The organism is Nonlabens sp. Asnod3-H03 (assembly GCF_045063665.1).
In the GTDB taxonomy this organism is placed as follows: domain Bacteria; phylum Bacteroidota; class Bacteroidia; order Flavobacteriales; family Flavobacteriaceae; genus Nonlabens; species Nonlabens ulvanivorans.
This window is the reverse complement of record NZ_JBEFOD010000008.1, coordinates 2,330,574-2,356,976: the sequence shown is the minus strand read 5'-3', so window position 1 is coordinate 2,356,976 and position 26,403 is coordinate 2,330,574. Positions and strand designations below refer to the sequence as shown.

Here is a 26,403-nt window from a genome sequence, read left to right as displayed (position 1 = left end):
AAGGCAAACTGTAACTAGTTAATGAGGCATCTAAACAATTTAATATCAATAATTCTTCCTGTTTATAATGGTCAAAAGTACGTTCGTGAATGTATTGAGAGTTGTATAAAACAATCTTACGAAAACTGGGAATTGATAGTAGTTAACGATTGTTCTACAGATTCTACACTTGAATTAATTGAAGAGTACTCTAAAAAAGATCCACGAATACTTATTGTAAATAATAAAACAAACCAAAAACTACCAAAGAGTTTGAATGTAGGCCATCAGATGGCAAAAGGTGAATTGATGACATGGATATCTCATGATAATATTTTTGACATTAATTTTCTCGAAAGAATGCGCTATCATTTAAACTCTACAAGTTCTGATATTGTTTATTCTGACTTTCAAATTATTGATAAGGAAGAAGTAATTACTGGAACCAGAAAATTATCCAGCTTAGATAATATTTTATTAGGAAATCCTATACAGGCCTCATTTCTTTATAAACGAGAAGTTTTTATATTTCTAAACGGTTATGATGAGAATTTGTTTCTGGTAGAAGATTATGACTTTTGGCTCAGAGCAAGTTTAAACTTTAAATTTTCACGTTGTAATGAAGAACTCTATTTTTTTAGAAAACACGAAGAAAGCTTAACAAGTAGTATTAGTAATAATACTGAACGATATAGTTTATTCGTTAAAGCATTAAGATCGAGTTTTGAAGGTCTTGATCATGGTTTGTTTAATAAGTCTTCATCGTTTTTTTTAACAATGATACAAATAAGTGAAATTGGTAAGAGCCACAAGTTGCCATTTTACTATTTATTCAATTTTCAATTGAGTCTTAAACAAATCCGTCGATATTGTGAAATTACAGGTTATGACTACGACTTTTACCGTCACAAGGTTCCATCTGCTATCAGGTCGATGATATTAAATGGGAATTTAAAATTAAGTTTTTTATCAATCTTATATTTAGCATTTTTTCAACCAAAATGGTGTGTTCATAAGTTTTACGATGTGAAGCAAATTGTTAAATTAGCTTTTATATGATAAGTATTATAATTCCAACGTATAATAATGAGAACTATTTGTTTAATACCTTAGAGTCAGTTTTAAACCAAACATCTAAAAACTGGGAATGCATAATAATTGATGATGGTTCTGATGATGGTACAAAAGAAATCATACAAAGTTATCGTAAAAAAGACAAACGATTTCATTCATATGAAAGACCACAACATATCTTGAAAGGTGCTAACGCTTGTCGCAACATTGGGATAGAAAATGCTGAAGGCGCCTTTCTTATGTTTTTAGACGCTGACGATTTACTGGCAAATACATGTATAGAAAATCGCTTGAATCAAATAGATAAGAATAGTGCGTTTTTTATATTTCCAATGGGTGTTTTAAGAGATTCTGATTTCACAAACATCAAAATAATTAATAGATATGCAGGTGTTGACGAAAGTTATTTAAGCATGTTTTTAAGTTATCAAATACCATGGCCTATAACTTCACTACTATTACCTAAAGCAAATCTTAGTATTATGTTTTCAGAAAAGCTGCAGAGGTTTCAAGATGTAGATTTTTCTATACGATTACTTCTAAATACAGCAGAAGAACAAATTAAATTTTGTAAAGTTGAGCCTGATTGCTTTTATCGAAAAGATGAGAAGAATTTAATGAAATTTAACGATCAATTATTCATTTCAAAAATAGTTACCTCATTTAGTATTTTAGTTCTGGACTTAATTCCTATTCTCAAAAGCAAATCTGACAAGCACCATATAAAACTTCTTTCAAAATTTTATAAAAAAATATATGATAGATATATAGTAAATAACAAGGGATTTTTGAACAATGTACCTAGGGAAATTGAATTGACCTTGTATAGAAATGATATTATAAGTAAAAAAGAAATAATTGTATATTATTTAAAATCCAAACCGTTTATTTATCGCTTGTTTCAACTTAGAAATTTTTTAAATCTTACATGAAAGTAACTATAGCAATTTGCACTTACAACAGGTCATTTTATCTAGATAAGTGTCTAAATGGGTTATCCGGGCAATTATCAAATATGGACAGCACTATAAATGTTCTAATTGTTGATAATAACTCTACAGATAATACTCACGATATTTTTGTGAAATATGAAAAATTGGGATGGCCTATCAGCTATGTTAAAGAGTTGAAACAAGGATTGTCTCATGCTCGTAATTGCGCAATTGAAAATTGTCAAACTCCTTATTTAGGTTATTTAGATGATGATGCTATTCCTCACAGTAATTACATTGAACGTTTGATAAGTATCATTGATGAGCACGAACCAGATTGTTTCGGTGGGATGTATTATCCTTACTATGAAAATGAAAAACCCAAATGGATTCCAAATAGCTTTGGTCAAAAAAGTAAGCTATCCTCTAAGTTTTCTTTAATAAAAGACAAATACCTTTCAGGTGGTATAATGTTTTGCAAACTTGCTATAATGAAAGAGGTAGGCGGTTTTGATCCTTCCAGAGGAATGATAGGAAATAAGATAGGTTATGCCGAAGAAGATCATTTCCAAATGCTGTTAAGAAGCGCAGGATATTCTATCTATTTTGATCCTTCATTAGCCATGAACCATTTAGTGCCAGTTTATAAACAGAAGATGCTATGGCATATTAAAAAAACTTATAAGTCAAGTTATAATACTGTAGATCCTGTATACGAGAAATATAATACTTGGTATTCTATAAAAAGTGTAGGAAGAATTTTTTTGTATAAAACGCCTAGATTATTTAAAATGTTATCTAAAGATAAAAATTACTTTATTCAAAGTTTGATCGTAGATTTTGCTAGTTCTTTTGCTAGAATATTAGGTCTTTATTTTAATAGAAATAAATAATGCGACCTCTGATTTCCATTATTATACCGACTTTTAATAGAGATCATCTGATCATAGATACCATTATTTCTATTATGAACCAATCCTATAATAATTGGGAATGTATAGTGGTTGATGATGGTAGCTCTGATTTTACTGAAAAGGAAGTGAACGAATTAATTGCTATTGATAGAAGGATATTTTACTATAAACGCCCGCAGAATCGAGAGAAAGGTGCCAATGCATGCCGGAATTTTGGTTATGAGATGTCCAAAGGAGATTATATCAATTTTTTTGATAGCGATGATTTAATGCATGCAGATAAATTAGATCTTCAAATGACTATGTTGGAAAAAGATCAAGCCGATTTTAATGTATGCCAAACACTCGTTTTTAGCGGTGAGGAGCATACCGTTGGAGAGTTGAGATTTCCTTTTTTGAAAAGTGATGATCCTCTGAATGATTTTTTAGCACATAAAATCAAATGGCTCACTCAAGCACCATTGATAAAAAAGCAATCTTTGAATAAATTTAATCTCAAGTTCAATGAGAAACTACAGCAATCTCAAGAATTTGAATTTATAGGTAGAATGCTATATCATCAATTATCTTATTCTATAATTGAGAAGCCACTTGTATATTTAAGAAAACACGATGATAGTATTACATACGGTAAGGTTACAAGTCCTAAAATTATTTCCAGTTTTAATGCGAGATATTATTTTGTTAATGATCGAAATAGTGCCCTTTCCCTAAATGCTAGATCCAGTTTATGTAAAGAGTTGATAGCACTATATACTACCGCGTTAAAAAATAGGAAATCATTTAAAAGACAAGATTTAGCTAATATGTATGAGAGGCTTAGAAATGAGTTGTCTTCAAATAAGGAAAAGGAACTGTTGTGGTGTCTCAAAATTAGTTTTAAGTATTTAGATCGTGGAGAGTGCTTCAAGGTTAGGTTACAAGCCATGCAATAAACTATATTTGTTACTATGAATAAAACACTAATCACTGGAGTAGCTGGAAATGTAGGAAGTGCTCTTGCTCATTACCTTTTAAAAAAAGGACATCAAGTAGTAGGTGTAGATAATTTGAGTACTGGGAGTATTTCAAAATTACCTGAGTACAACAACTTTACTTTTATAAAATTAGATGTTAATATATATGAAGAACTTGCAGAGGTAATGTTATCTCATAAATTTGATTATGTCTTTCATTATGCTGCTATGGTAGGAGTGCAACGCACTCTTGATAACCCTATTAAAGTTCTTCAAGATATAGATGGTATTAAAAATATACTGCGATTAAGTAAAAATACAGGAGTACAAAAAGTAGCATACTCCTCGAGTAGTGAGGTTTATGGAGAGCCAGTGAGCTTACCCCAAATTGAAGATGAAACACCTTTAAATTCTAAGTTGCCCTATGCAGTAGTTAAGAATTTAGGTGAGGCATATTTTAGATCCTATCATCAGGAATATGGATTAGACTATACTATTTTTAGATTTTTCAACACCTATGGTCCACAACAAAGTAAGGATTTTGTGATTCCTAAATTACTTCATCAAGCGCTTCATAATGAAGATATCACGATCTATGGAGATGGATTACAATCGAGAACTTTTTGTTATATAGATGATAATATTGAGGCTAGTTATCGCATTTTTAGTGATGATTCCTTAAAAAACGAGGTGTTCAATATAGGAAGTGATTTAGTTTATAATATTAAAGAACTCGTAGATGTTATTCTGAAAGTCACTGGTAGCAACTCACAAATCATTCACTTACCTGCACTAGAAGAAGGTGATATGACTCGCAGACAGCCTGATAATTCAAAAATGAAAGCTGTTTTAAATAGAGAATTAATACCTCTAGAAAATGGAATCGTTAAATTAATGGAGCATCTTAAAAAATAAGCTCTTATGCGCATAGGACGTAGTAATACCCATGATAAAAAGTATGAAGGAAATAAAGCGCAACATAGAGTTATCGTTCCTTTATACATTCCGCATGAAGAAGATTATTATAAAGATTCTTTTAAGATATTTAAAGCCTGTGTTTTTAGTTTAAGAAAAACTACTAGTGCTGGTACACCTATAAGCGTTATTGCAAATGGCTGCTCACCAACTATTCATGAGAAGTTGCTAGGCCTGCAAAATGAAGGACTTATTGATGAATTACTTTTAGAAACAGAGCAATTAGGTAAAGTGAATAGTTTACGTCGAGTGATAGGTGCTAGCGATGAACCCTACGTTACCATAACAGATGGTGATGTGATGTTTTTAAAAAATTGGGATCTAGAAGTAGCTGCCGTTTTTAAAAATTTTCCTCGAGCAACGGCAGTTTCTCCAGTGCCTGTTTTTAAAACTTTCAATCAATTTACGAGTAATATTTGGTTGGAAAATTTATGGACTGGTAGAGTGAAATTTAAGACGCCAGGTGATCCTGAAGGATTAGAGAAGTTTGCTAATAGTATAGGATGGTCTTACCTTAATGATGAGCAAAAAAACACCATACTTACTATATCTAATGGAACTTCTCAAGCGATTGTAGGTTGCAGTCACTTCTGTACTACCTATAAAAGAGAGGCCTTGTTATTTTCGCCACAAGAACCATCAGAGTTTTTATTGAGTGGGAATTCTGAAGGTGTTTATTTAGACATACCTACTATTAAAAACGATGGATATAGACTATCCTGTTTTAAAAACCATGCCTATCACTTGGGTAATACTTGGGAATCATGGATGGATACGGAATTGGAGGCTTTAGAAAGTAACACGCCATCTTTAGTTGAATGGTCTGTTTATAAAACATTATCTCAAAAGAAATTTAGCTATTGGTTAAAATTTGAATTTTTTAAAAAAATTCTTTTCAGAAAAAGGTTTTACAATTATGCAATGAATAGATTCAAGGTTCCCGGAATCTATAAAGAACATTATTTAAAATAAATGGAAAAACTCACTATCGTTATTCCTAATCGCAATCGGGATTTAAAAATCGTAAAACAATCGTTAAAATCTATTCATCCTCAACTAATAGATCATGTAACGGTTACTCTCGTGGATTATGGTAGTGCTCTTTCTTACCAGCGCCAGCTCAAGGAACTTATTGATGGTTTTAAAGGAATAGAATTGATTACTTGCCCAGTTCAAGGTCAGCTATGGAATAAATCGCGCTGCATTAATTTGATATTAAAAAACACTACAGCAACACATTTAATGGTGTCTGACATGGACTTAATTTGGCATCCTGATTTTTTAGAAACAATGATGCCGCAGCTCGATAATAAGAGTACATCTTATTTTCCAGTTGGTTTTATGTCTCAAGAAGAGTCTGTGAAGGATGTGAGTTTTGATCAAAGAACCATCAAGTTTATGTCTAATGAAGAGGCTACTGGAATCTCTATTTTTCCAGTTCATCAGCTGTTAGAAATTAATGGTTTTGATGAGTTTTATCACGGTTGGGGCAATGAGGACACAGATGTTCATTTGCGATTGAGAAATGCTGGTTATGAAGTCCGCTTCCGCGAAAACGAGATCTACTTTAAACATCAATGGCATGAAAAGGCTTATAGAAGTTTAAATCAAGGGTCTATATTTCACACTCAACTTGAAAAAATCAATCATCAACGTACCGAAATCGTTAAAAAACACAAACTTGTCCAGTCAAACCTACATCATAGTTTTGGACTCATGCCTGTTGAGCAAGATTATGGTAGACTAGAGACTACTGAAGAATTAATATCTGTAAACTTTGAGAAGAACAATGTAATTGCCACGCTAGCTAGTTTACCTATTATGGGTCTTAACAAAGTGATTGAGATTCGTTTTATAAAAGAGGAAGTTTCATGGACTGATAAAATCAAGAATTATTTAAAGCCCAAACAATATTTTCTAGATGCCGCAGCCGTAAACGATATGATACTTCTAGAAATAGTAAATCGTTATAGAAACTTACCTTATTTTTATAGTTATTCAAAAGAGTCTATATCTCTTAAAATTATGCTTTGTGAGTAGTTCAGATCAAAAACCAATCTATGTTACTAAATCATTTATTCCACCCATCGAGGAGTATCAAAAAAATGTAGATCGAGCATTTAAAAAAGAGTGGTTGACTAATCGAGGTGAACTAGTTCTAGAGCTTGAACATAAATTACAGGATTATCTAGGTGTGAATCAAATTACGTTGCATACTAATGGGACTTTACCTATTCAAATAGCCCTAAAAGCACTCGGTATTCATAAAGAAGTAATTACAACTCCATTTAGTTACGTCGCTACAACCAGTGCCATAATTTGGGAAGGAGCAAAGCCCGTTTTTGCAGACATAGACGAGGAACACTGGACTATCGATCCTAAAAGAATAGAAGAGAAAATAACTGAAAACACTCAGGCTATTCTTGCGACTCATGTTTTTGGTAATCCATGTGATATTGAAGCTATTGAAGAAATTGCACTAAAACATGGGTTAATCGTAATTTATGACGCTGCACATAGTTTTGGTGTGAATTATAAAGGTGAAAGCTTGTTTAATTATGGACATGTAAGTACTTGTAGTTTTCATGCCACTAAATTATTTCACACGGCCGAAGGTGGTGCTTCCTTCTGTAACGATGAAAAATTAAAACATCAACTTTTTTACCATCATAATTTTGGACATAACGGTGCTGAGGAGTTTCATGGATTAGGTATTAACTCTAAGATGAGTGAGTTGCAAGCGGCTATGGGTTTAACCGTATTGCCTCACATGGAAATGATTTTATCAAAACGAGAAGCAGCAAGCAAACGATATGAAGAACTTCTTTTAAATATGGATGTAACTTTCATAAGATGGAGAAAAGGAGCTACTAGAAATTATTCTTATTTCCCGGTCTTGTTTCCGAGTCATCAAATCATGACTCAAGTAAAAGAAGCTCTCGAAAAAAATAAAATTTTTCCTAGACGTTATTTTTATCCTAGTTTAAATAAATTACCATATTTAGATCATCTAGTTACTATGCCAGTAGCTGAGGATATCGCTGATAGAATTCTATGTTTGCCATTATCTCATAATATTTCAGGATCTGATGTGGATAGAATTATTGAAATAATAATAAAAGAGATGCTATGATAGTGATAGGTTCTAAAGGGTTTGCAAAAGAAATACTGGAAGTCATACTGGAGGGAAAATTTTCTTCTTCCAGTTTGTTATTCTTTGATAACATTAATAATTACGACAACAATGTTCTATTTGATAAATTTAAAATCTTAGTTTCTTTTCAAGAAGTGCAAGAATATTTTAAACTTCATGCAGATACAAGGTTTACATTGGGAATAGGAAATCCACATAATAGAAAAAAACTTACTGCTGTTTTTGAGGATTTAGGTGGTTTAAATACAACTTTTATTTCTAAATACTCAAGAATAGGGAGCTTTGACACAACTATTGGTAATGGTGTTCAAGTGATGCAAGGCACTGTTATTACGAACAGTGTAATGATAGGTAATGGTTGTTTAATCAATCTTAATTGTACCATAGGGCATGATACAAAAATAGGATCCTTTAGTGAGCTTTCTCCAGCTGTAAATGTTTCTGGTAGATGTACCATTGGTGACCTAGTAAGCTTAGGGACCGGAGCGATTGTTTTACCAGACATTACTATAGGAGATAACGCCACAATAGGTGCTGGTGCTGTAGTGACAGAAAATATTCCTGCAAATGCAGTTGCAGTAGGTGTTCCTGCTCGAGTTATTAAATATAAATAAGAATTATGAAGGTATCTGTATGTATGATTACTTATGGGCATGCTTCATATATAGGCCAAGCAATTGAAGGAATACTTTCCCAAGAAACTAGTCACGAGATAGAATTAATCATAGCAGATGATACATCACCTGATGCTACTGAAAGTATTGTGAATCAATTTATAGTAAATAACACTTCTCAAATCCATATCAAATATTATAGGCATGCTACTAATGTAGGTGCGATGGAAAATTTATTATTTGCCATTAAAAAGTGCACAGGAGATTTTATCGCTATGTGTGAAGGTGATGACTACTGGATGGACAACTCCAAAATAGAGAAACAAGTCAATTTTTTAGCTCAAAACCCGCAGTACAGCTTATCATATACTCATTCTTTATTTTTAAATAATTCTAGTGGTACGCTATCAGATCATCCACTTCGCAAACCTTTAACAAGCAAAAAAGCAAACGCTAGACAAATGCTTGATTCAAAATTTGTAGAATTTGCTACCTCAGTGTATCCTTCACAGGTACTATTTAATATTATTGATTGTATCAAACATGAATTAAAAAATGCCATCATAGCAGATACTAGAATTTTTCTTGAAGCAACTTTATTAGGTGATTTTCATTACATTGATCAACCTATGTCGGTATACAGGATATTGGAAGATAGTGCAAGCCATTCTAATAAGGCTGAGAAGTTTATTAAAATCAAAAAAGATTCTTTACTATGTAGAGAGCAATTTGCAGAAAGAAATAAATTACCTGAATCATGGTTGCAACATTATTTAAAGGGGCATAACACTTCATTTATTAATCGCGCTTATTTTGTTAAAAATAATAGGGATCGTGTTGAATTAATGAAAGAGATTAAGTTAGGTAGTTTAAAAAATCTATTTCAATTGAAACCTAGGGTTATTCTTAAGTATGTTTTAGTTATTATTGGAATACATAACTTAATTAAAAAGAAGTAGCGCAATGATATGTTCTAAAGATGAGCTTCTTACCGTCGTTGTTCTTACTTATAATCAAGAGCAGTTTATTCAACAAACCTTGGACGGTATTTTGAATCAAGAAACTGATTTTAGTTTTAGGATTTTAGTTTGTGATGATGGTTCACAAGATGATACACATTATATCTTAAAAAAATATCAGGAAAAATATCCAGCTATTGATCTTATTTTAAGGGATAAGAACATAGGAATATTACCTAATTTTATAGATGCCATAAGTAAATGCGATAAAGAATTTATTGCATTTTGCGATGGAGACGACTACTGGATAGATAGAAGGAAATTAGCAACTCAAATAGATTACCTCAAAGCACATCGAACAACAGATATTTTAGGAACTCAAGCCTCAATTTTGTTTCCTGATAACAAGTGGAAAGAACCACCACAACTAGAACAAGTTAAAAGTTATAGCTATGAAGACTTAATCGCTTCAAATATGCTTCTTGCATCTACAGTAGTTATGAGAAATAAACACGTTAATTTACCTGAATGGTTAATGAAGAGTTCTTATGGTGACTGGCCTTTATATTTATTATCTGTAGAAAACGGTCAAGATATAAGAGTGCTAAATAAAGTTACAACGGTTTATAGAAAGTCTATTGGAGTCACAAAAAAAACAGCTACAAGTGATATTAAATTTTTAAAAGCAGACTTGTATATTTATGAAAACCTGATGAAGAATCATTTGAAACACGATAGTGATGCAGTCATAATAAATCAGATTTTTGAGAGAAACTATCTTTTAATGGGTAATTATAACAAACATGATTATTTTTTAAATTCCTTTAAGTTATTCATTTCGTTATTTTTTAATAATCTAAATCAGTCTGGTAGAATTTTTAAAAGATATTTTAAAACAATAATAAAAAGATGAAAATTCTTCTTGTATCCATGAATTCTATTCACTTCCGTCGTTGGTCTGACCAGTTGCGAGATAGTGAATTTGACGTTTACTGGTTTGATGTGTTGGATCAAGGGTATGCGCCATCTATGAGCTGGCTGACTCAAATCACGGGATGGAAAAAAGGATTTCTTAAAAAACGTGGACGTAGCTTTTTAAAGAGTAAACTTCCTAAATTATTCAACGCACTCGCTCATAAATACGATAATAAGGTGGAAGATGCTTTTGCGAATGCCTTACAAGAAATACAACCAGATCTCGTACATAGTTTTGCTCTTTATGTGTCTTGCACACCTATTCTTAGCATTATGAATAAGCATCGGGATATTCCATGGGCTTACTCATCATGGGGTAGCGATTTATTTTATTATAAAAATATTCCAGAGTATTTAAAAGATATTCAAGCCGTGTTGCCACGAGTAAATTATATGTTTGCAGACTGTAAGCGTGATCAACAAATAGCAAATAAATTAGGTTTTAATGGAACCCATTTAGGAGTTTTTCCTGGTGGTGGAGGATTTGATTTGGAATTAATTGAGAACTATAAAATCCTTTTTGAAAATCGCAAAATCATTGCTATTAAAGGAAATCATAATCGCTCGGGAAGAGCCCTACAGGTATTAAAAGCATTAGAGCAACTTGGAGAACATATTGATCATTTAGAAGTAATTGTTTTTGGAGCTACTAATTCTCTAATTTTAAATCTTGAGACAGATCAGATTAAAAACCTAACTATAAAAGGGATTTTAAATCACGACCAAATACTGGAGCTTTTTGGGGAGTCCTTAATTTATATAGGAAATTCAAACAGCGATGGAATGCCTAATACGCTACTAGAAGCTATTTGTGCTGGGGCTTTCCCTATTCAATCTAATTCTGGTGGAGCTACAGCTGAGCTTATAGAAAATGGCACAAATGGATTGCTTATAGAAGAATGTGAAGATGTAGAACATATTCAAGAAATTATTCATCAAGCAATTTCTAATAAAACTCTTTTAGAAGGTGGAGTAGCTCATAATACAACTCATGTTTTACCTATGCTTAGTCGTTATAAAATTACACAACAAGTCTTAAAAGCCTATACTTCGATTAATTGTTGATTATATTAAATTATATTAAGGTTATCGTCTTCTTTCCTTAAATTTGCTCACAACCCTATATCTATGAAATCCATAGGATTTATCCCATTACGCGCAGGCTCAAAAGGCATACCTGGTAAGAATAAAAAAAAGCTTTTAGGAAGACCTCTTTTTTGTTGGACGCTAGGTGAAGCAATCGCTTCAAATCTCGACGAGATTTACGTTTATACAGACGATGCCGACATTCTTTCTTTTATAGAAAAAGAGTACCATTGGACTACTAAGGTAAAAGCGATAAAACGCAGTGATGCCAGCGCTACAGATACGGCTAGTACAGAACTAGCAATGATGGAATTTGTAAACAGCATTGATTCCGCATTTGATTTATTCTGTTTACTTCAAGCGACTTCACCTTTTACAACTGCTGTTGATATCAACAACTGTCTAGATGCCGTAGCAAGTGGTGAAAATTACGATAGTGCGTTAACAGTGGTAAATAGTCACAGATTCACATGGCATGCAGACGGTACTCCTAAGAATTATGATATTTTCAACAGACCGAGAAGACAAGATTTTGAAGGACTTCTCATAGAAAACGGTGCTTGTTATGTGACTACTGATTCCGCTTTACGCGAAAGTCAAAATAGAATAAGCGGTAATATAGCAACAGTCCCTATGCCTGAGGACAGTCTTACTGAAATCGATTCTTTAACCGACTGGAAAATAGTAGAAGAATTACTAGCAGCTCGATTAAAATCAAAGAAACAAAGTAATCGCATCACTCATTTAATTCTTGATGTAGACGGTGTTTTCACAGATGGTTGTATCTATTATGGTGCAGATGGTGAGTTGATGAAAAAGTTTGATATGCGTGACGGTATGGGCTTAGAAATTCTACGTCAGTATGGAGTAGAGGTAATGGTCATGACTTCTGAGGATTCTCAGATAGTCGCTAGCCGTATGAAGAAATTAAAAATTAAAGACGTTTATCTAGGTGTAAAGGATAAATACAGTTTACTCTCTAGGATAGTAACTGACAGGAACTTATCATTCTCCAACATTGCCTACATCGGTGATGACGTTAACGATATGGCAAATATTTGTGCCGCTGGCTGGTCATTTACTCCAGCAAACGCCACCCAACCCATAAAAAATCATGCAGATGTGATTCTGCAAAACAATAGTGCCGAAGGTGCCATCCGTGAGGCTACAGAATTTATCATAAAGTATAACAACCGATATGAGTCATTATAAAAAACCATATACCATTGCAGAGATAGGTGGAAACCATAAAGGCGATATGGAAATCGCAAAAGAGTTGATCAAAGTAGCTGCCATTTTTTGTAAAGTAGATGCGGTAAAGTTTCAAAAACGTCATAACGTAGAATTGTTAACTAAAGAACAATACGAGGCGCCACATCCTAATCCAGTAAACTCATATGGAGATACTTATGGAGCGCATAGAGAATTTTTAGAATTTGATGTCAATCAGCATGCAGAATTGAAAGCCTATTGTGAAGAGATTGGTATTACTTATTCTACAAGTGTATGGGATGTTACCAGTGCCAAAGAAATAGCAGGTCTAAACCCTGAATTTATTAAAATCCCAAGCGCATGCAACAATCACTACGAAATGCTAGGCTGGTTGTGTGAAAATTATAAAGGAGAAATTCACTGTTCTACAGGAATGACTACTAAGGATGAGGTGGAAGAACTCGTTGCGTTTTTTGAAAAGCATCATCGTGCAAAAGATCTTGTACTTTACAACTGTACATCAGGTTATCCAGTACCATTTCCCGATGTGTGTTTACTAGATATCACCACCATGATTCAAAAATATGGTGATCGCGTTAAAACAATTGGGTTTTCTGGTCATCATTTAGGAATTGCTGTAGATGTTGCTGCATATACTCTAGGAGCAAATGTGGTAGAACGTCACTACACACTTGATAGAACGTGGAAAGGAACCGATCATAGCGCATCTCTAGAACCAGCAGGAATGAGAAAATTAGCTCGTGATTTGAAAGCCGTTTATCAAGCATTAGATTATAAAGCGACAGACATTTTACCTATTGAGCAAGTGCAACGTGATAAGTTGAAATTCCGTAAAGCTTAAATCGAACTCGAATTTAAATTCGAACTTGAAAAATACAACCGCACTGTGTCAATTTATAATTCTAAAAAGTCAAAAATATTCATTCTTTTCCCAGATGGAGTAGGACTACGCAATTTTGCGTTTACTCAATTCAAAGAAATCGGTGAGCAACAAGGCTTTGATATTACATATTGGAATAATACTGTTTTTTCTCTTGAAAAAGAGTTGGGCTATCCAGAATTAAAGATAGAAAGTACTAGAATACATCCTAAAACACCGGTAATCAATCATGCTCGTAAAAGAGTGGAGTTATCGCTTTCGCGAAAGCGGACTAAGGACAATGTCTATCCTACTTATAGATTTCCACTGCGATGGAATAGTATTAAGAATATAGCTAAAAGTTCATTTGTTAAGTTTCATGAAACCTTTAGCGCTACACCTAAAGGCTGGAAACGCTTAATGGATGACATGAATGCTGCCGAACGTTCTACACAACGGTATCAAGAAGTTAAGGCACAACTGGAAGAACACCGACCAGATCTGGTTTTTTGCACCACTCAACGAGCAACACAAGCTATAGCACCTATACTTGCTGCAAAAGATCTTGGGATTAAAACTGCGTGCTGGATTTACAGTTGGGATAATCTACCTAAAGGAATGACTACCATTGAAACTGATTATTATTTTGTTTGGTCAGATTTGATGAAATCGCAACTGCTAGAATATTACCCTAAAACCAGAGAAAAACAAATATTTGTTACAGGAACACCTCAATTTGAGCCTCATTATGATGCTTCTATATTGCTTTCGCGAAAGCGTTTTTGTGAAGGTCATGGTTTAAATGAAGACACTAAATACATCTGTTTTTCAGGAGATGATCAGACGACGTCTCCGCTAGACCAATATTATTTAGAAGATACAGCTATTGCCATACGTAAGCTGCGTGAAGAAGGTCGAGATGTGGCGATTATTTATCGTAAAGTACCTATAGATTTTTCGGGTCGTTATGATAAGGTACTTGAAGAATATAAAGATGTCATTACACCTATAGATCCTTTATGGAAACCTATGGGAAGCCAGTGGAATCAAATAATGCCTACCAAAGAGGATTTTACATTATTAGTGAATACTTGTCACCATACTGAACTTGTGGTTAACATTTGCTCTAGTATGGTGTTTGATTTTGTGGCGCACGGTAAGCCCACTATTTATCCTAACTATGAGCAACCGCAACTCAAAAAAGGAATACGTGATATAGGACAAAATTATAGGTATGTCCACTTCCGTTCTATGCCAGATTATGATACATCGGTCATTTGGGCGATGAATAAATCAGAAATATATGATGGAATTAAAGGATTGCTGGATGGTGATTTATATCCAGTACCTATTACTAAAAAGTGGTATGGAATAGTTAATAAACCTGAATTTCCAGAAAAAGCGAGTGAACGTATATGGGATGGGATTAAAAGAATTATAAAATAATGCACATCGCCTACCTCACACCAGAATATCCTCATGAAAAAACCGGTCACTCTGGTGGCATGGGAACGAGTATCAAAAATTTGGTGTCTCGATTAGTTGTGAAAGGCCACCAAATAACTATAGTGGTTTATGGTCAGAAAAAGCAAGAGAAATTTGATGAAAATGGTATTCATTTTCATCTTATAAAACAAAAAAAATATAAAATAGGTGGCTTTTACTTTTATCGTAAGAACATTGAAAATTACATAAATAAACACTTAAAAAACGTTGATCTTCTAGAGGCACCAGACTGGACAGGTATTACGGCTTTTATGAAATTAAAGATGCCGTTAATTATACGTTTTCATGGAAGTGATACATATTTTTGTCATGTAGAAAACAGGCCTCAAAAGAAAAAAAATAAATACTTTGAAAGTAATGCCGTTTCCAAAGCGCAAGCCTACATAGCACCTACACAATTTGCTGGATCTACTTCTATGCGATTATTTAATCTACCTATGGATTTATTAAAGGTAATTCCATACGGACTAGATTTAAGTCAGTTTATAAATGAAGATATTTCAAATTATAATCCCTTTACTATTCTTAACGTTGGAACTTTGATACGCAAAAAAGGAGTTTTTCAGCTTGTTCAGGTATTTGAAAAAGTCCTAGAAAAATACCCACAATCCCAACTTACATTTATTGGTGGAGATAGTAATGATGTTCAAACAGGTGCGCACTCTACATGGGAATTAATACAGAATATAACACCACCGCTTGTTCTTGAGAATATCAATTATTTAGGAAAAGTACCTTACTCTCAAGTTCAAGAACATATTAGAAAAGCACATGTCTGTGTATATCCCTCACTCGCCGAAACTCTAGGAATGGTTACTATAGAGTCCATGGCTATGGGAAAGGCGGTTGTCAATACAAATATAGGATGGGCTCAAGATCTGATTGAAGATAGAGTAGATGGTTATATGCACTATCCGGATGATATAGACAATTATGTTACCTCTATTAATAAACTTTTTTCCGATGACAAGGAATTGAATCGCATAGGTCAAAATGCTATAAATAGCGTAGCTTCTAAGTTTGATATTAATCATTTAGTTGAGGAAAATGTGAAGTTTTATCAATATGTTTTAGGATTATGATCATCCTTAAATCACATATACATCCAGATTTTGATAAGGCTTATTTAAATAATAATGAACTAAAATTAGACGCTGGAACAACCTTCGACCATTTAAAGGAATTGGCTCGCAAGTTTCCTCAACAATGGATAGGATGGACTTCTATAGAAAGACCAGTTTCAGATTGGAATGACTTACTTAATAAAGCAACTGTCCCTTATATGGTGCTAAGTAAAGGTTCAGCTCCTGGCTTTTTAAGGGACTCTATAGATTATGTAGATGATACACCTTTTATTAACTTTAAAGAAGATCAATGGTATCCTACTTGGATGATGAGTGATAACATTGGTTTAATTCATTCAAGCGTTCTTCAACAAGAAACAGAATTTAAATCTACTGGTAATTGGATTTATGATTTAAATCTATTTACCAGAATCTATCAGTCTCAAGGTCTTTTTTGTTATTCTCAACTTTCTAGAGAACGTATTCAAATTTCAAGTTCAGAGGTGTTCTCTTTCATTTCTCAAACTAAAAAGAAAACATGGATCTTTTTTCTATTGTTATGCCAGATATGTTATGAAAAAAAGTTTCCTATTCTTGCTTTCGCGAAAGCGTTATTTAAAAGACAACTGAATTATACACTAAGATTAGAACCCATACAGTATTCAGTGCCAGAGAGTGATATGGAGAAACGTTATGATGTCATAATTCCAACAATGGGAAGAGCTTCTTATCTTAAAGATGTACTGCTCGATCTTGACCAACAAACTATAAAGCCTCAACAAGTAATAATAATTGAACAAAATGGCGATCATAGTTCTAGCTCTGATTTGGGTTTTTTAAATAATGAGAATTGGTCTTTTAAAATCATCCATAAATTTATACATCAAACGGGCGCTTGTAATGCTCGTAATATTGCGATAGCGCATACAAGATCACCATGGGTATTACTATTTGATGATGATAATAGATTTGATAAAAATTTAATCGAACGTATTTTTAATAGTTTATCTATTACTAAGACAGCTGTGTTAAATATGGCGTATCTTCAAAAGGGAGAAATTGAGTCTCAAAAAACTTTCAAACAGTGGCCGTTTTTTGGTTCAGGTTGTTCTATAGTTCATAGAGATGTATTAGAACAATGTAATTTTGATATGGCACTCGAGCATGGCTATGGAGAAGATGTCGATTTTGGAATGCAAATACGTAATGCAGGTTACGATGTAACTTACGCACCACAGATTCAAATTTTACACTTAAAAGCACCGATAGGTGGATTTAGAAAATCACATGTGTTTCCATGGGATAACGAAGATGTAAAGCCGAAGCCTTCACCTCAAATTATGTATTATCGCAAAAAAAATTATACGCATAAACAATTGTCAGGATATAAAATGGTGCAGCTATTTAAAACATTTGGTGTTTTTGGGACTAAACTACCTTGGAAACACTACAAGAAGTACCTGCAAGCTTGGAATCAAAGTGAAAAATGGGCAAACGAGTTATGATTAAACTCTATACAAATCGAGAATTATTAATCCCTAAAAATAGGAGGCAAGTGCACCCATTGCTTTTTGATTTGCATTATTATGAGAATGCTCACAAATCTGTGTCCAAACATTATGAGCTCGTAAATGAACCAGAAATGGCAGATGCTTTTATATTTCCCGTAGATGCGTTTTCAATAGGTGTGAAAAACTATGTCAATGATTTTAGAGATTTGTATGTCAAAGCATTTAGTTACGGGAAGAAGTTGATGTTATACACTGGTGGTGATTATGGTACCACTTCAAATAATGATCAAATCATTACATGGAGAAATGCTGGTTTTAAATCGACAAATGATCACCAAACGATTGTCATCCCATCTTTTATTAATGATCCATTGCAAGGAGATGATTTAAATCTTAAAATTATTGATTATCAAGATAAACCTCAAATCTCTTTTACAGGTTTTGCAAATTCCAGTTTGAAAGAATTTTTGCGAGTCACACTTTCAACGTTTAAGGCAAATTTAAATCGTTTCTTAAAAAAGGATGCTAGCGATAGGCAATCTATTTATAACGCAGCGGGCAAAAGATTTACCTACCTTAAACAACTAGAGTCTCATCCAGCAATTCATACCGATTTTATTTATCGAGATAAGTATCGTGCAGGTGCTATTACTAATGAACAACGTGAAAAATCTACAATTGAATTCTTCCAAAACCTAAATAACTCTCCTTATACATTTTGCTTGCGTGGTGCTGGTAATTTTTCAGTGCGATTTTATGAATCATTAGCTTGTGGTCGTATTCCAGTTTTAGTGGATACAGATGTGCAATTACCATTAGAAGATCAAATAGATTGGGATCGACATATCTGTCGTGTGTTGCCCAATGAAAATCTTGCCGAAAAACTAATTGGCTTTCACAAAACTCAAACACCTGCAAGTTTTCGGGACTTACAAAAATCAAATCGCGCGCTATATGAAAATTACTTAGTTAGACATGCGTTTTTTTGTAAGTTGCATGATTCATTAAAAGCACTTTTATAAATTGAATCTTTCTCTCATCATATGCACTTACATGCGTCCAGAACCGCTAACTAGACTTATGGAATCGGTTATGGTACAAACTCAAGTACCTGAAGAGATTTTAATTATCGATGGTTCTACAGATGATGAGACTGAAACTCGCTTTCGCGAAAGCGGAAACAAGATTATAAAATATTACAAAGTGCCTCCAGATCATCGTGGTCTTACCAAACAACGTAATTATGGTATTGAACGAGTGCAAGGTGATATGGATATTGTCGCTTTCTTAGATGATGACACGATTTTAAGTTCAGATTATTTTGAGAATTTAGTATCTACTTATGCTCAATATCCAAAAGCAGTAGGAGTAGGTGGTTATATCACAAACGAAGTTTCTTGGGAAGAATCATCAAAAGAAAATCCAGCAGATTTAAACTACTATTATTACGATGGTTATAGGAGAGTTGAGAGTAGTCGTTACAAACTAAGAAGAAAATTAGGACTGGCTCAAACGACAAAACCTGCTGTTTATCCAGAGTTTGGCCATGGTAGATCTATAAGTTTTTTGCCACCTTCTGGTAAGATTTATAAAGTAGAACAGTTAATGGGTGGTGTTTCTAGTTTTCCTCTTGCTGTTTTAAAAGAACATAAGTTTTCAGAATATTTTGAAGGTTACGGTCTTTATGAAGATGCAGATTTTACATTGCGATTATCTAATATAGGAGATTTGTATGTGAATACAGCAGCACAATTAGAACATCATCACGACGCAGCAGGAAGACCTAATAAGTATAGATACGGTAAAATGGTAGTGCGCAATGGCTGGTATGTGTGGCGTGTTAAGCATCCCAACCCGTCATTTAAAAACAAAGTGAAATGGTATCAAATCACCATTTTGCTTACTGCTATAAGATTTCTCAATATCTTTACTACTAGTGAACGTAAAGAAGCTTTTACAGAAGCGATGGGTAGAATCGTTGGGATCCTAAGTTTGATTTTCAATAAACCTAATTAATGAAGTTTTCAAAAGACATTAAACGATATACAGACTACAGTGGTAAGTCTGCCTTTCTCATGTTGTTGACTCAACAAGGATTATGGGCATTACTACAGTATCGTTTCTTCAATTGGATTTATACTTCTAAATGGCCTAAAGTAGTAAAATGGCCTTTATTAGGTATAGGAGTTCTTAAATTGAAAGGTATTGAAGTGTTGACAGGGATAACCATTCCATATAGCGCAACCATTGGAGAAGGTTTTTACATAGGTCATCATTCAGGGATTATTATTAATGCTAATGCTGTAATCGGTGTCAATTGTAATGTCTCTCAAGGAGTAACGATAGGAGTCAGCGGTCGTGGAGAAAATCGAGGTGTGCCAGTCATAGGCGATCACGTATATATAGGAGCCAATGCTACTGTTGCCGGCAATATCATTGTAGGCAATAAAGCGGTTATAGGTGCTAACAGTTTAGTTATTAAAGATGTGGAAGAAGGCACAACTGTTTTAGGTGTTCCAGCCATAAAAGTTAGTGATAACGACTCAGCCGACTATATTTTATGAAACTGCTCATTATATCAGACGCTCCTATTTTGCGTCTCTCAGATAAAAAAGAAGCATATGCACCATATGTTCGTGAGATGGATTTATGGATGCAGCATGCTAGCGATATTTCATTTGTATGTCCTACGCGATATCAACGCAAACTATTAACACAGCCTTTTCAAGAACAAGATTTTAAAATAACTTCCCTCAGGCGATTAGAGTTTCATAACATTATTTCGGCATTAATTTCGTTAATCACAATTCCTTATCAGACTATTATTTTATGGAATGCCATGCGCAAAGCAGATCATATCCATGTAAGATGTCCAGGAAATTTGGCTTTACTTGCCAGCGTTGTTCAAATTACGCTTCCGCGAAAGCGTAAAACTATAAAGTACGCAGGTAATTTTAGTCCTAATGCATCTCAACCTCTTTCTTACAGATGGCAGAAGCGAATATTGTCAAATACTAGTCTGTCTAAAAATATCGATGTATTAGTTTATGGAAAATGGAGTGGTCAGTCTAGAAATATCAAATCGTTTTTTACAGCAACCTATTCAGAAAAGGAAAAGAAACACTTTAAAAAAGAGTTTAAAGAACCACTACAATTTATTTTTGTAGGGACACTTTCTCCTAATAAGAATCCGCAATTATTAGTCGAACTTATTAAGCTATTGAATCATAAAGGAATAGTATCTCAAGCTCATTTTTATGGAGATGGTATTTTAATGGATAAGCTTAAAAATGAAAGTTCATTAATTGAAGTAAATAGTTTAAGCGGCTCAGAAAAAGCTTTTTATTTTTATGGTAATCAACCTAAGGAAATAGTTCAAAATGGTTACAAAAAAGCGCATTTTTCATTTCTTGCCTCACAAAGTGAAGGCTGGCCCAAGGCTGTTGCAGAATCTATGTGGTATGGTTGCATTCCTATTGCGACAGCAGTAAGTTGTGTCCCATGGATGTTAGGTGTAAGTGATAATAAAAGTTTAGGTTCTAGAGGTGTTATTTTTACAGATATAGACAATACCATTGCAACTATAAAACAATTTTTAAATCAACAAGAAGACATCAATTTATTATCTCAAAACGCACAAGAGTGGTCACAGGATTATACGTTAGAGAAGTTTGAAGATGAAATAGTTAAATTACTTCATTCATGAGAATCATTCAAATCATAGATAGTCTCGATGCTGGTGGATCTGAGCGTATGGCGGTGCAAATTGCAAACGAATTGCAAATCGCAGGACATGAATCGCACATATGTGTTACAAGAAGAGAAGGATTACTTAAAAAAACAATTAATGATAAGGTAGGTTATCTATTTATAGAAAAAAAAGGTAAGCTAGGTATTAAGGCGATGACCAAGTTGAAAACCTATATTGTTAAAAATAACATTGATACAGTTCATGCGCATAGCACATCATTCTTTACAGCAACAATTATAAAATGGTGGATACCTCCTGTTAAGTTGATATGGCATGACCATTATGGTAATGCTGAAGATCTAGATAATCGTAAAGTTGGTGTCTTAAGGAAATCCTCACGTTTTTTTGATGGGATTATAAGTGTGAATCAAATTTTGAAAGATTGGTCTATCCGTAATTTGAAACCCGAAAAAGTTATTTATTTAAGAAATTTTGTTTCTAATTCCCTGGAACAGAAGTTATTAAAACCGTTACCTGGTTCATCAGGTAAACGAATAGTACATTTGGCAAATCTGAGGCCTCAAAAAGATCATACACTTTTAATTAAAGCATTTCAAGAAGTAACTAAAAATACTACCGGATGGAATCTATTACTAGTCGGAATGGATTTTCAAGATGACTATGCTCGAAATATTAAATCTACAATAGAGGACTTAAAATTAGATGAACACATACACTTGTTAGGTTCTCGAGAAGATACGATTGCAATTCTAAAAGCATGTGATTTAGGAGTGTTGTCCTCAAAGTCTGAAGGTTTGCCGGTGGCAATACTAGAATATGGACTTGCAGGTTTACCTGTTGTGACAACAGATGTAGGAGCTTGTAAAGAAGTGGTGTTGGGTTATGGTAAAGTAGTACCGTCTCAAGATATTAATTCTTTATCTCAAGCCATTCAAGAATTTATAGATAATCCTGAAGAAGCAAAATCAATGGCTCACTCATACCAACAACATGTAATGACTACCTTTGGAGCTGCTTCTTACATTGAGAAGTTAGAGACTTTTTATAGTTCCTTATAATGATTCAATTTGAGAAATTACCATATCCGTTATTGATTGCTGGTCATATCATTTTGACCATATTCATGATTGCAGCACCATTTTTGATTCCTTTGTTTTTTTATGCCTCCATTATTTATTTTGGACTTAGGGTTTTGTTACAAAAAGATTCAGGTCAAGAAGCACTTTTAGCCTGTGCTTATTTAGTGACTTTAGAGGTTTTCTTAAGGATGAATCAAGCCTTAATCTTTTATGAATTTATGAAATACCTAGTCATTGTTTTTATGATTATGGGGATTATCATGAGAGGTTTTTCATTAAAGTCCATTCCCTATGTTTTTTATCTTTTGTTATTAATACCTAGTATTATTGTTGCTGCCGGAAATATTCCTTTAGGAGAGAGCTTGCGTAAAGCTGTAGCATTTAATTTAAGTGGTCCAGTAACTTTAGGAATAACTGCCATTTACTGTTATCAAAGGACAATTACAAATACGAGATTAGATCAAATATTAAAACTTTGCGTGGGACCTGTAGTTATGATAACCACGTATTTATTCTTAGTAACGCCAGATATTAGAGATGTGGTAACTAATACGGCTTCAAACTTTGCGACATCTGGAGGATATGGTCCTAATCAAGTAGCTACAGTTTTAGGGATAGGTATGTTTATCACCTTTGTTCGTTTCTTACGTATTAAGAATTTAATGATTAATATTTTAGATATTGTTCTCTTTCTAGCCATGACCTATCGGGCTTGGGTGACTTTTTCCAGAGGTGGCGTTTACACCTCTTTCTTAATGATTATAGCGGTGATTGGAACTTTGTTTCTTTTAAAAAGAAGCGAATTCAGAGCTTCTTTTATTCCAAAGCTTGCGGTTATTGCATTAGGTTTAATAATGGCTTGGGGTTTTACCTCACTAGTAACAAATGGTCTGATAGATAAGCGCTATGCAAATGAAGATGCTGCTGGTCGTGCTAAAGATGATTTGTCCACTGGACGTACTGAACTTATATCAATTGAATTAGAAGCTTTTTTTGAAAACCCTATTGCAGGTATAGGTGCTGGACAGGTAAAGTATTATAGAGCAAAAAAAGATGGAATTATAGCTGCATCACATAATGAGACCAGTAGATTACTTTCAGAACATGGAGCTATTGGGATTTTCTCTTTGTTAGTTTTAATATTTACTCCTTTGTTTTTTAGACTTTTTCATCGAGGTAATATTTACTTCTATGCTTTTTTAATTTTTTGGATAGCAACTATAAATCATAGTGCGATGCGTATTGCAGCACCAGCATTTTTCTATGGAATGGCTTTATTATATGTTAGACCTGTGAAAATTAAAAAGAAAATATCAACTGTAAATAGTACAGATAATGCCCTTCTCGCCTAATGAAAAACATTCTGTATATAGGGAATAAGTTAGCTGGTAAAGGACGCACTGCCACAACGATCGATATACTAGGGCCTTTGCTTCAAAAAGAAGGTTTTAAATTGAGATACGCATCTTCCGTAAAAAATACCAATGCTAGATTATTACATATGATGCGTCTAACTTTTTTAAGTAGAAACTGGGCACATTACGTATTAATTGATACTTATAGTACTCGTAATTTTTGGTATGCTATAACAATCGGTCGGTTATGTAAATCTTTAAAAATCAAATATATTCCTATACTTCATGGTGGTAACTTACCAGACCGATTAAGTAAAAACCCTAAAGCTATTCAAGCTTTTATTAATAATGCTCATACTGTTGTGAGTCCTAGTGATTATTTGATAGACGCTTTCGCGAAAGCGGATTTTAAACAACTAGTTAAAATACCTAATCATATCGATTTAAATAAATATTCATTTAAGTTGAGATCTGAGATACAACCTAGATTATTATGGGTTAGATCTTTTGCAGATATTTATAATCCTGAAATGGCTTTAGAAGTTCTCGATTTGATATCTGAAAATTATCCCAATGCCAAATTATGTATGGTCGGACCGGATAAGGACGGATCGATGAAGAAATGTATTTCAATAGCAGCTCAAAAGAATTTATCTGCAGAGTTTACTGGTTTGCTCGATAAGGAAGATTGGATATCATTGAGTAAAAACTATGATCTATTTATAAACACCTCTAATTTTGATAATCTACCAGTAAGTGTCATTGAAGCCATGGCATTAGGATTGCCAGTAATATCTACAAATGTAGGCGGTATTCCATTCTTAATAAAACATGGTGAAAATGGATTTCTAACGCCACCTTTTAAGGCTGTTGAAATGGCTAACCATATTAATGAGTTATTAGAGAATAATCAGTTAGTAACAGGTATCGCTCAAAATGCCAGGACAACTGCCGAAAATTTCAACTGGGATAAAGTTAAAGGATTATGGCTTCAATTATTTGAAGGGTAATCTTATCTTTAGAGCCCCAATTTGAACGATGTCCCAACCAGGTTCTATACATTTTGAAATCTCTGAACGCAAGGTTTTATTGCGTATCATAGATGTAGCCGTCGTTTTAGGCGCGCTTCATCTAGTAGGTACTGTGTTTAATTTTGATTATTTTAAAATTAATGAAGAACATTGGTCTTGGATTATATTGTTAGGTGCATATTTATTGTTTTTTGCGACTGTATTTGAATTGTATCATTTACAACGTGCAAGTCGAATTACTTCTACATTGAGAGGTGTGGTTTTTACCAGTTCTATTACTTCGTTAATTTACCTGTTGACACCTTTCTTAACACCATCTTTACCAGAGAATAGATTACAGATTTTATATTTTTATCTAGCCATTACTTTATCACTTTTAATTTGGCGAGCTTTTTACATTAAGTTATTTTCTAGTTCTAGATTTTATAAGAACATACTAATTATTGCTGATGCAACAGACGCTGCTCAAGTAGCAGAAACGTTACAGGAAGCTGATCCTAATTATAAAATTGCAGGTTATATTAATACAGATCGGCAACTTGAAATAGGTCATGATGATCGTATAAGTATATTAACGATACCAGAGGCAAAAAACAGATTAGAAGGTCAAGAGGTGAGTGAGATTGTTATAGCTTCTTCAAATGTTGAAGGGATCACGCCAGAGCTGTATGAGTGGCTCATCGAGTTAGTAGAAAACGGTTTTTCTGTAAGAGAATATACTCAGATTTATGAGGAGATTACAGATCGAGTGCCTGTTCAATATGTAGGTAAAGATTTTTATAAATACTTCCCATTTGCACGTAGCAATCAGAATAAACTCTATATGGTATATCATAGATTGTTTGACATCGTTTGCTCCATATTAGGTTTGATTTTTGGACTAGTGTTGTTGCCTTTAATTTTTATCGGTAATATAATTGGTAATAGAGGTCCGTTGTTTTATAAACAAGAGCGTGTTGGTAAAAATCGTAAGTCTTTTCAGATTTATAAGTTTAGAACAATGGTCAAAAATGCTGAGGTTGATGGAGCTCAATTTGCCACTAAAAATGATAGCAGAATTACTGCTTTTGGAAAGTTTTTAAGAAAGTCTCGTCTTGATGAGTTTCCCCAGTTTTATAATATTTTAAAAGGTGAAATGAGTATTATTGGACCTAGACCAGAAAGGCCTGTATTTGTAAAACAACTTTCTGAAAAGATTCCTTTCTATGAAACCAGACATGTCGTAAAACCTGGATTAACTGGTTGGGCACAAGTCAAAACTAAATATGGAGAGTCAGAGCTAGACAGCCTAAGAAAGTTACAATATGATCTTTATTATATTAAGCATCGCAGTTTATTCCTAGACTTAAGAATCATCGTTAAAACTTTAAGTACTATCATCTTTTTTAAAGGGCAATAGGTAACAATAAAACTTTCACCTTACTCAATAGACATT

Annotated in this window: 25 protein-coding genes; all 25 read left to right on the top strand. The window is 33.5% G+C overall.

The window, feature by feature from the left end:
* Nucleotides 1-21 precede the first annotated feature (21 nt).
* The 25 genes from ACJJVI_RS14030 (at nt 22) to ACJJVI_RS13910 (ending at nt 26,367) form a co-directional block, all read left to right on the top strand.
* On the top strand, nt 22-1,038 hold the full coding sequence (locus tag ACJJVI_RS14030; RefSeq protein WP_405352495.1) for a glycosyltransferase family 2 protein: 1,017 nt from the start codon (nt 22-24) through the stop codon (nt 1,036-1,038).
* Complete coding sequence (locus ACJJVI_RS14025) at nt 1,035-1,985, top strand: glycosyltransferase family 2 protein (RefSeq protein WP_405352493.1); 951 nt, start codon at nt 1,035-1,037, stop codon at nt 1,983-1,985. The genes ACJJVI_RS14030 and ACJJVI_RS14025 overlap by 4 nt, the downstream gene beginning before the upstream one ends.
* On the top strand, nt 1,982-2,878 hold the full coding sequence (locus ACJJVI_RS14020) for a glycosyltransferase family 2 protein (RefSeq protein WP_081908551.1): 897 nt from the start codon (nt 1,982-1,984) through the stop codon (nt 2,876-2,878). The genes ACJJVI_RS14025 and ACJJVI_RS14020 overlap by 4 nt, the downstream gene beginning before the upstream one ends.
* A complete protein-coding gene (locus ACJJVI_RS14015; protein ID WP_053234205.1) occupies nt 2,878-3,834 on the top strand; it encodes a glycosyltransferase family 2 protein in 957 nt (318 codons plus the stop codon). The genes ACJJVI_RS14020 and ACJJVI_RS14015 overlap by 1 nt, the downstream gene beginning before the upstream one ends.
* A 15-nt stretch (nt 3,835-3,849) precedes the next feature.
* Complete coding sequence (locus ACJJVI_RS14010; protein WP_405352488.1) at nt 3,850-4,770, top strand: NAD-dependent epimerase/dehydratase family protein; 921 nt, start codon at nt 3,850-3,852, stop codon at nt 4,768-4,770.
* A 6-nt stretch (nt 4,771-4,776) separates the two neighbouring features.
* Nucleotides 4,777-5,802: a hypothetical protein gene (locus tag ACJJVI_RS14005; RefSeq protein WP_405352486.1), complete on the top strand. Its 1,026-nt coding sequence runs from the start codon at nt 4,777-4,779 to the stop codon at nt 5,800-5,802.
* On the top strand, nt 5,803-6,870 hold the full coding sequence (locus tag ACJJVI_RS14000) for a glycosyltransferase family 2 protein (protein ID WP_405352483.1): 1,068 nt from the start codon (nt 5,803-5,805) through the stop codon (nt 6,868-6,870). It abuts the gene before it with no gap.
* Nucleotides 6,863-7,963, top strand: coding sequence for a DegT/DnrJ/EryC1/StrS aminotransferase family protein (locus ACJJVI_RS13995; RefSeq protein WP_042271718.1), 1,101 nt, complete (start codon nt 6,863-6,865; stop codon nt 7,961-7,963). The genes ACJJVI_RS14000 and ACJJVI_RS13995 overlap by 8 nt, the downstream gene beginning before the upstream one ends.
* Nucleotides 7,960-8,598 (top strand): NeuD/PglB/VioB family sugar acetyltransferase, encoded by a 639-nt coding sequence (locus ACJJVI_RS13990; RefSeq protein WP_042271715.1) that lies wholly within the window; start codon nt 7,960-7,962, stop codon nt 8,596-8,598. Before ACJJVI_RS13995 ends, ACJJVI_RS13990 begins: the two co-directional genes overlap by 4 nt.
* Nucleotides 8,599-8,603: 5 nt before the next feature.
* Nucleotides 8,604-9,557 carry a glycosyltransferase gene (locus tag ACJJVI_RS13985; protein WP_081908550.1) on the top strand — a complete coding sequence of 318 codons (954 nt, stop codon included), beginning with the start codon at nt 8,604-8,606 and terminating at the stop codon, nt 9,555-9,557.
* Nucleotides 9,558-9,561: 4 nt separating this feature from the next.
* A complete protein-coding gene (locus ACJJVI_RS13980; protein ID WP_053234200.1) occupies nt 9,562-10,470 on the top strand; it encodes a glycosyltransferase in 909 nt (302 codons plus the stop codon).
* Nucleotides 10,467-11,597 (top strand): glycosyltransferase, encoded by a 1,131-nt coding sequence (locus tag ACJJVI_RS13975; protein ID WP_405352478.1) that lies wholly within the window; start codon nt 10,467-10,469, stop codon nt 11,595-11,597. The genes ACJJVI_RS13980 and ACJJVI_RS13975 overlap by 4 nt, the downstream gene beginning before the upstream one ends.
* A 63-nt stretch (nt 11,598-11,660) precedes the next feature.
* Nucleotides 11,661-12,830, top strand: coding sequence for a cytidylyltransferase domain-containing protein (locus ACJJVI_RS13970; protein WP_348021670.1), 1,170 nt, complete (start codon nt 11,661-11,663; stop codon nt 12,828-12,830).
* Nucleotides 12,817-13,692: an N-acetylneuraminate synthase family protein gene (locus ACJJVI_RS13965; protein WP_042246163.1), complete on the top strand. Its 876-nt coding sequence runs from the start codon at nt 12,817-12,819 to the stop codon at nt 13,690-13,692. The genes ACJJVI_RS13970 and ACJJVI_RS13965 overlap by 14 nt, the downstream gene beginning before the upstream one ends.
* Before the next feature lie 45 nt (nt 13,693-13,737).
* Nucleotides 13,738-15,156, top strand: a complete 1,419-nt coding sequence (locus ACJJVI_RS13960; protein WP_405352473.1) for a UDP-glycosyltransferase — start codon at nt 13,738-13,740, stop codon at nt 15,154-15,156.
* Nucleotides 15,156-16,298, top strand: coding sequence for a glycosyltransferase family 4 protein (locus tag ACJJVI_RS13955; protein WP_405352470.1), 1,143 nt, complete (start codon nt 15,156-15,158; stop codon nt 16,296-16,298). The genes ACJJVI_RS13960 and ACJJVI_RS13955 overlap by 1 nt, the downstream gene beginning before the upstream one ends.
* The gene (locus ACJJVI_RS13950) at nt 16,295-17,785 is read left to right on the top strand and encodes a glycosyltransferase family A protein (RefSeq protein ID WP_348021668.1); all 1,491 of its coding nucleotides are present in this window, start codon (nt 16,295-16,297) and stop codon (nt 17,783-17,785) included. The genes ACJJVI_RS13955 and ACJJVI_RS13950 overlap by 4 nt, the downstream gene beginning before the upstream one ends.
* The gene (locus tag ACJJVI_RS13945) at nt 17,782-18,813 is read left to right on the top strand and encodes an exostosin family protein (RefSeq protein ID WP_405352467.1); all 1,032 of its coding nucleotides are present in this window, start codon (nt 17,782-17,784) and stop codon (nt 18,811-18,813) included. Before ACJJVI_RS13950 ends, ACJJVI_RS13945 begins: the two co-directional genes overlap by 4 nt.
* Before the next feature lies 1 nt (nt 18,814).
* Nucleotides 18,815-19,807, top strand: coding sequence for a glycosyltransferase family 2 protein (locus ACJJVI_RS13940; protein WP_405352464.1), 993 nt, complete (start codon nt 18,815-18,817; stop codon nt 19,805-19,807).
* Nucleotides 19,807-20,355: a serine O-acetyltransferase gene (locus ACJJVI_RS13935; protein ID WP_042271704.1), complete on the top strand. Its 549-nt coding sequence runs from the start codon at nt 19,807-19,809 to the stop codon at nt 20,353-20,355. The genes ACJJVI_RS13940 and ACJJVI_RS13935 overlap by 1 nt, the downstream gene beginning before the upstream one ends.
* On the top strand, nt 20,352-21,497 hold the full coding sequence (locus ACJJVI_RS13930) for a glycosyltransferase (RefSeq protein WP_405352461.1): 1,146 nt from the start codon (nt 20,352-20,354) through the stop codon (nt 21,495-21,497). Before ACJJVI_RS13935 ends, ACJJVI_RS13930 begins: the two co-directional genes overlap by 4 nt.
* Complete coding sequence (locus tag ACJJVI_RS13925; RefSeq protein WP_405352459.1) at nt 21,494-22,561, top strand: glycosyltransferase; 1,068 nt, start codon at nt 21,494-21,496, stop codon at nt 22,559-22,561. The genes ACJJVI_RS13930 and ACJJVI_RS13925 overlap by 4 nt, the downstream gene beginning before the upstream one ends.
* On the top strand, nt 22,561-23,934 hold the full coding sequence (locus tag ACJJVI_RS13920) for an O-antigen ligase family protein (RefSeq protein ID WP_405352457.1): 1,374 nt from the start codon (nt 22,561-22,563) through the stop codon (nt 23,932-23,934). Before ACJJVI_RS13925 ends, ACJJVI_RS13920 begins: the two co-directional genes overlap by 1 nt.
* Nucleotides 23,934-24,947: a glycosyltransferase family 4 protein gene (locus tag ACJJVI_RS13915; RefSeq protein ID WP_405352455.1), complete on the top strand. Its 1,014-nt coding sequence runs from the start codon at nt 23,934-23,936 to the stop codon at nt 24,945-24,947. Before ACJJVI_RS13920 ends, ACJJVI_RS13915 begins: the two co-directional genes overlap by 1 nt.
* Before the next feature lie 28 nt (nt 24,948-24,975).
* Entirely contained in the window at nt 24,976-26,367 is a 1,392-nt protein-coding gene (locus tag ACJJVI_RS13910) for a sugar transferase (protein WP_405352453.1), read from the top strand.
* Nucleotides 26,368-26,403: the final 36 nt, after the last annotated feature.

What these genes read in the sequence shown, in the direction of transcription:
- ACJJVI_RS13945 (WP_405352467.1), top strand. Translation starts at nt 17,782, where the DNA reads ATGATTAAACTCTATACAAATCGAGAATTATTAATCCCTAAAAATAGG.
- ACJJVI_RS13915 (WP_405352455.1), top strand. Translation starts at nt 23,934, where the DNA reads ATGAAAAACATTCTGTATATAGGGAATAAGTTAGCTGGTAAAGGACGC.
- ACJJVI_RS13930 (WP_405352461.1), top strand. Translation starts at nt 20,352, where the DNA reads ATGAAACTGCTCATTATATCAGACGCTCCTATTTTGCGTCTCTCAGAT.
- ACJJVI_RS14005 (WP_405352486.1), top strand. Translation starts at nt 4,777, where the DNA reads ATGCGCATAGGACGTAGTAATACCCATGATAAAAAGTATGAAGGAAAT.
- ACJJVI_RS14010 (WP_405352488.1), top strand. Translation starts at nt 3,850, where the DNA reads ATGAATAAAACACTAATCACTGGAGTAGCTGGAAATGTAGGAAGTGCT.
- ACJJVI_RS13980 (WP_053234200.1), top strand. Translation starts at nt 9,562, where the DNA reads ATGATATGTTCTAAAGATGAGCTTCTTACCGTCGTTGTTCTTACTTAT.
- ACJJVI_RS14020 (WP_081908551.1), top strand. Translation starts at nt 1,982, where the DNA reads ATGAAAGTAACTATAGCAATTTGCACTTACAACAGGTCATTTTATCTA.
- ACJJVI_RS13920 (WP_405352457.1), top strand. Translation starts at nt 22,561, where the DNA reads ATGATTCAATTTGAGAAATTACCATATCCGTTATTGATTGCTGGTCAT.
- ACJJVI_RS13925 (WP_405352459.1), top strand. Translation starts at nt 21,494, where the DNA reads ATGAGAATCATTCAAATCATAGATAGTCTCGATGCTGGTGGATCTGAG.
- ACJJVI_RS13970 (WP_348021670.1), top strand. Translation starts at nt 11,661, where the DNA reads ATGAAATCCATAGGATTTATCCCATTACGCGCAGGCTCAAAAGGCATA.
- ACJJVI_RS13990 (WP_042271715.1), top strand. Translation starts at nt 7,960, where the DNA reads ATGATAGTGATAGGTTCTAAAGGGTTTGCAAAAGAAATACTGGAAGTC.
- ACJJVI_RS14015 (WP_053234205.1), top strand. Translation starts at nt 2,878, where the DNA reads ATGCGACCTCTGATTTCCATTATTATACCGACTTTTAATAGAGATCAT.
- ACJJVI_RS13955 (WP_405352470.1), top strand. Translation starts at nt 15,156, where the DNA reads ATGCACATCGCCTACCTCACACCAGAATATCCTCATGAAAAAACCGGT.
- ACJJVI_RS14030 (WP_405352495.1), top strand. Translation starts at nt 22, where the DNA reads ATGAGGCATCTAAACAATTTAATATCAATAATTCTTCCTGTTTATAAT.
- ACJJVI_RS14025 (WP_405352493.1), top strand. Translation starts at nt 1,035, where the DNA reads ATGATAAGTATTATAATTCCAACGTATAATAATGAGAACTATTTGTTT.
- ACJJVI_RS13985 (WP_081908550.1), top strand. Translation starts at nt 8,604, where the DNA reads ATGAAGGTATCTGTATGTATGATTACTTATGGGCATGCTTCATATATA.
- ACJJVI_RS14000 (WP_405352483.1), top strand. Translation starts at nt 5,803, where the DNA reads ATGGAAAAACTCACTATCGTTATTCCTAATCGCAATCGGGATTTAAAA.
- ACJJVI_RS13950 (WP_348021668.1), top strand. Translation starts at nt 16,295, where the DNA reads ATGATCATCCTTAAATCACATATACATCCAGATTTTGATAAGGCTTAT.
- ACJJVI_RS13965 (WP_042246163.1), top strand. Translation starts at nt 12,817, where the DNA reads ATGAGTCATTATAAAAAACCATATACCATTGCAGAGATAGGTGGAAAC.
- ACJJVI_RS13935 (WP_042271704.1), top strand. Translation starts at nt 19,807, where the DNA reads ATGAAGTTTTCAAAAGACATTAAACGATATACAGACTACAGTGGTAAG.
- ACJJVI_RS13975 (WP_405352478.1), top strand. Translation starts at nt 10,467, where the DNA reads ATGAAAATTCTTCTTGTATCCATGAATTCTATTCACTTCCGTCGTTGG.
- ACJJVI_RS13910 (WP_405352453.1), top strand. Translation starts at nt 24,976, where the DNA reads ATGTCCCAACCAGGTTCTATACATTTTGAAATCTCTGAACGCAAGGTT.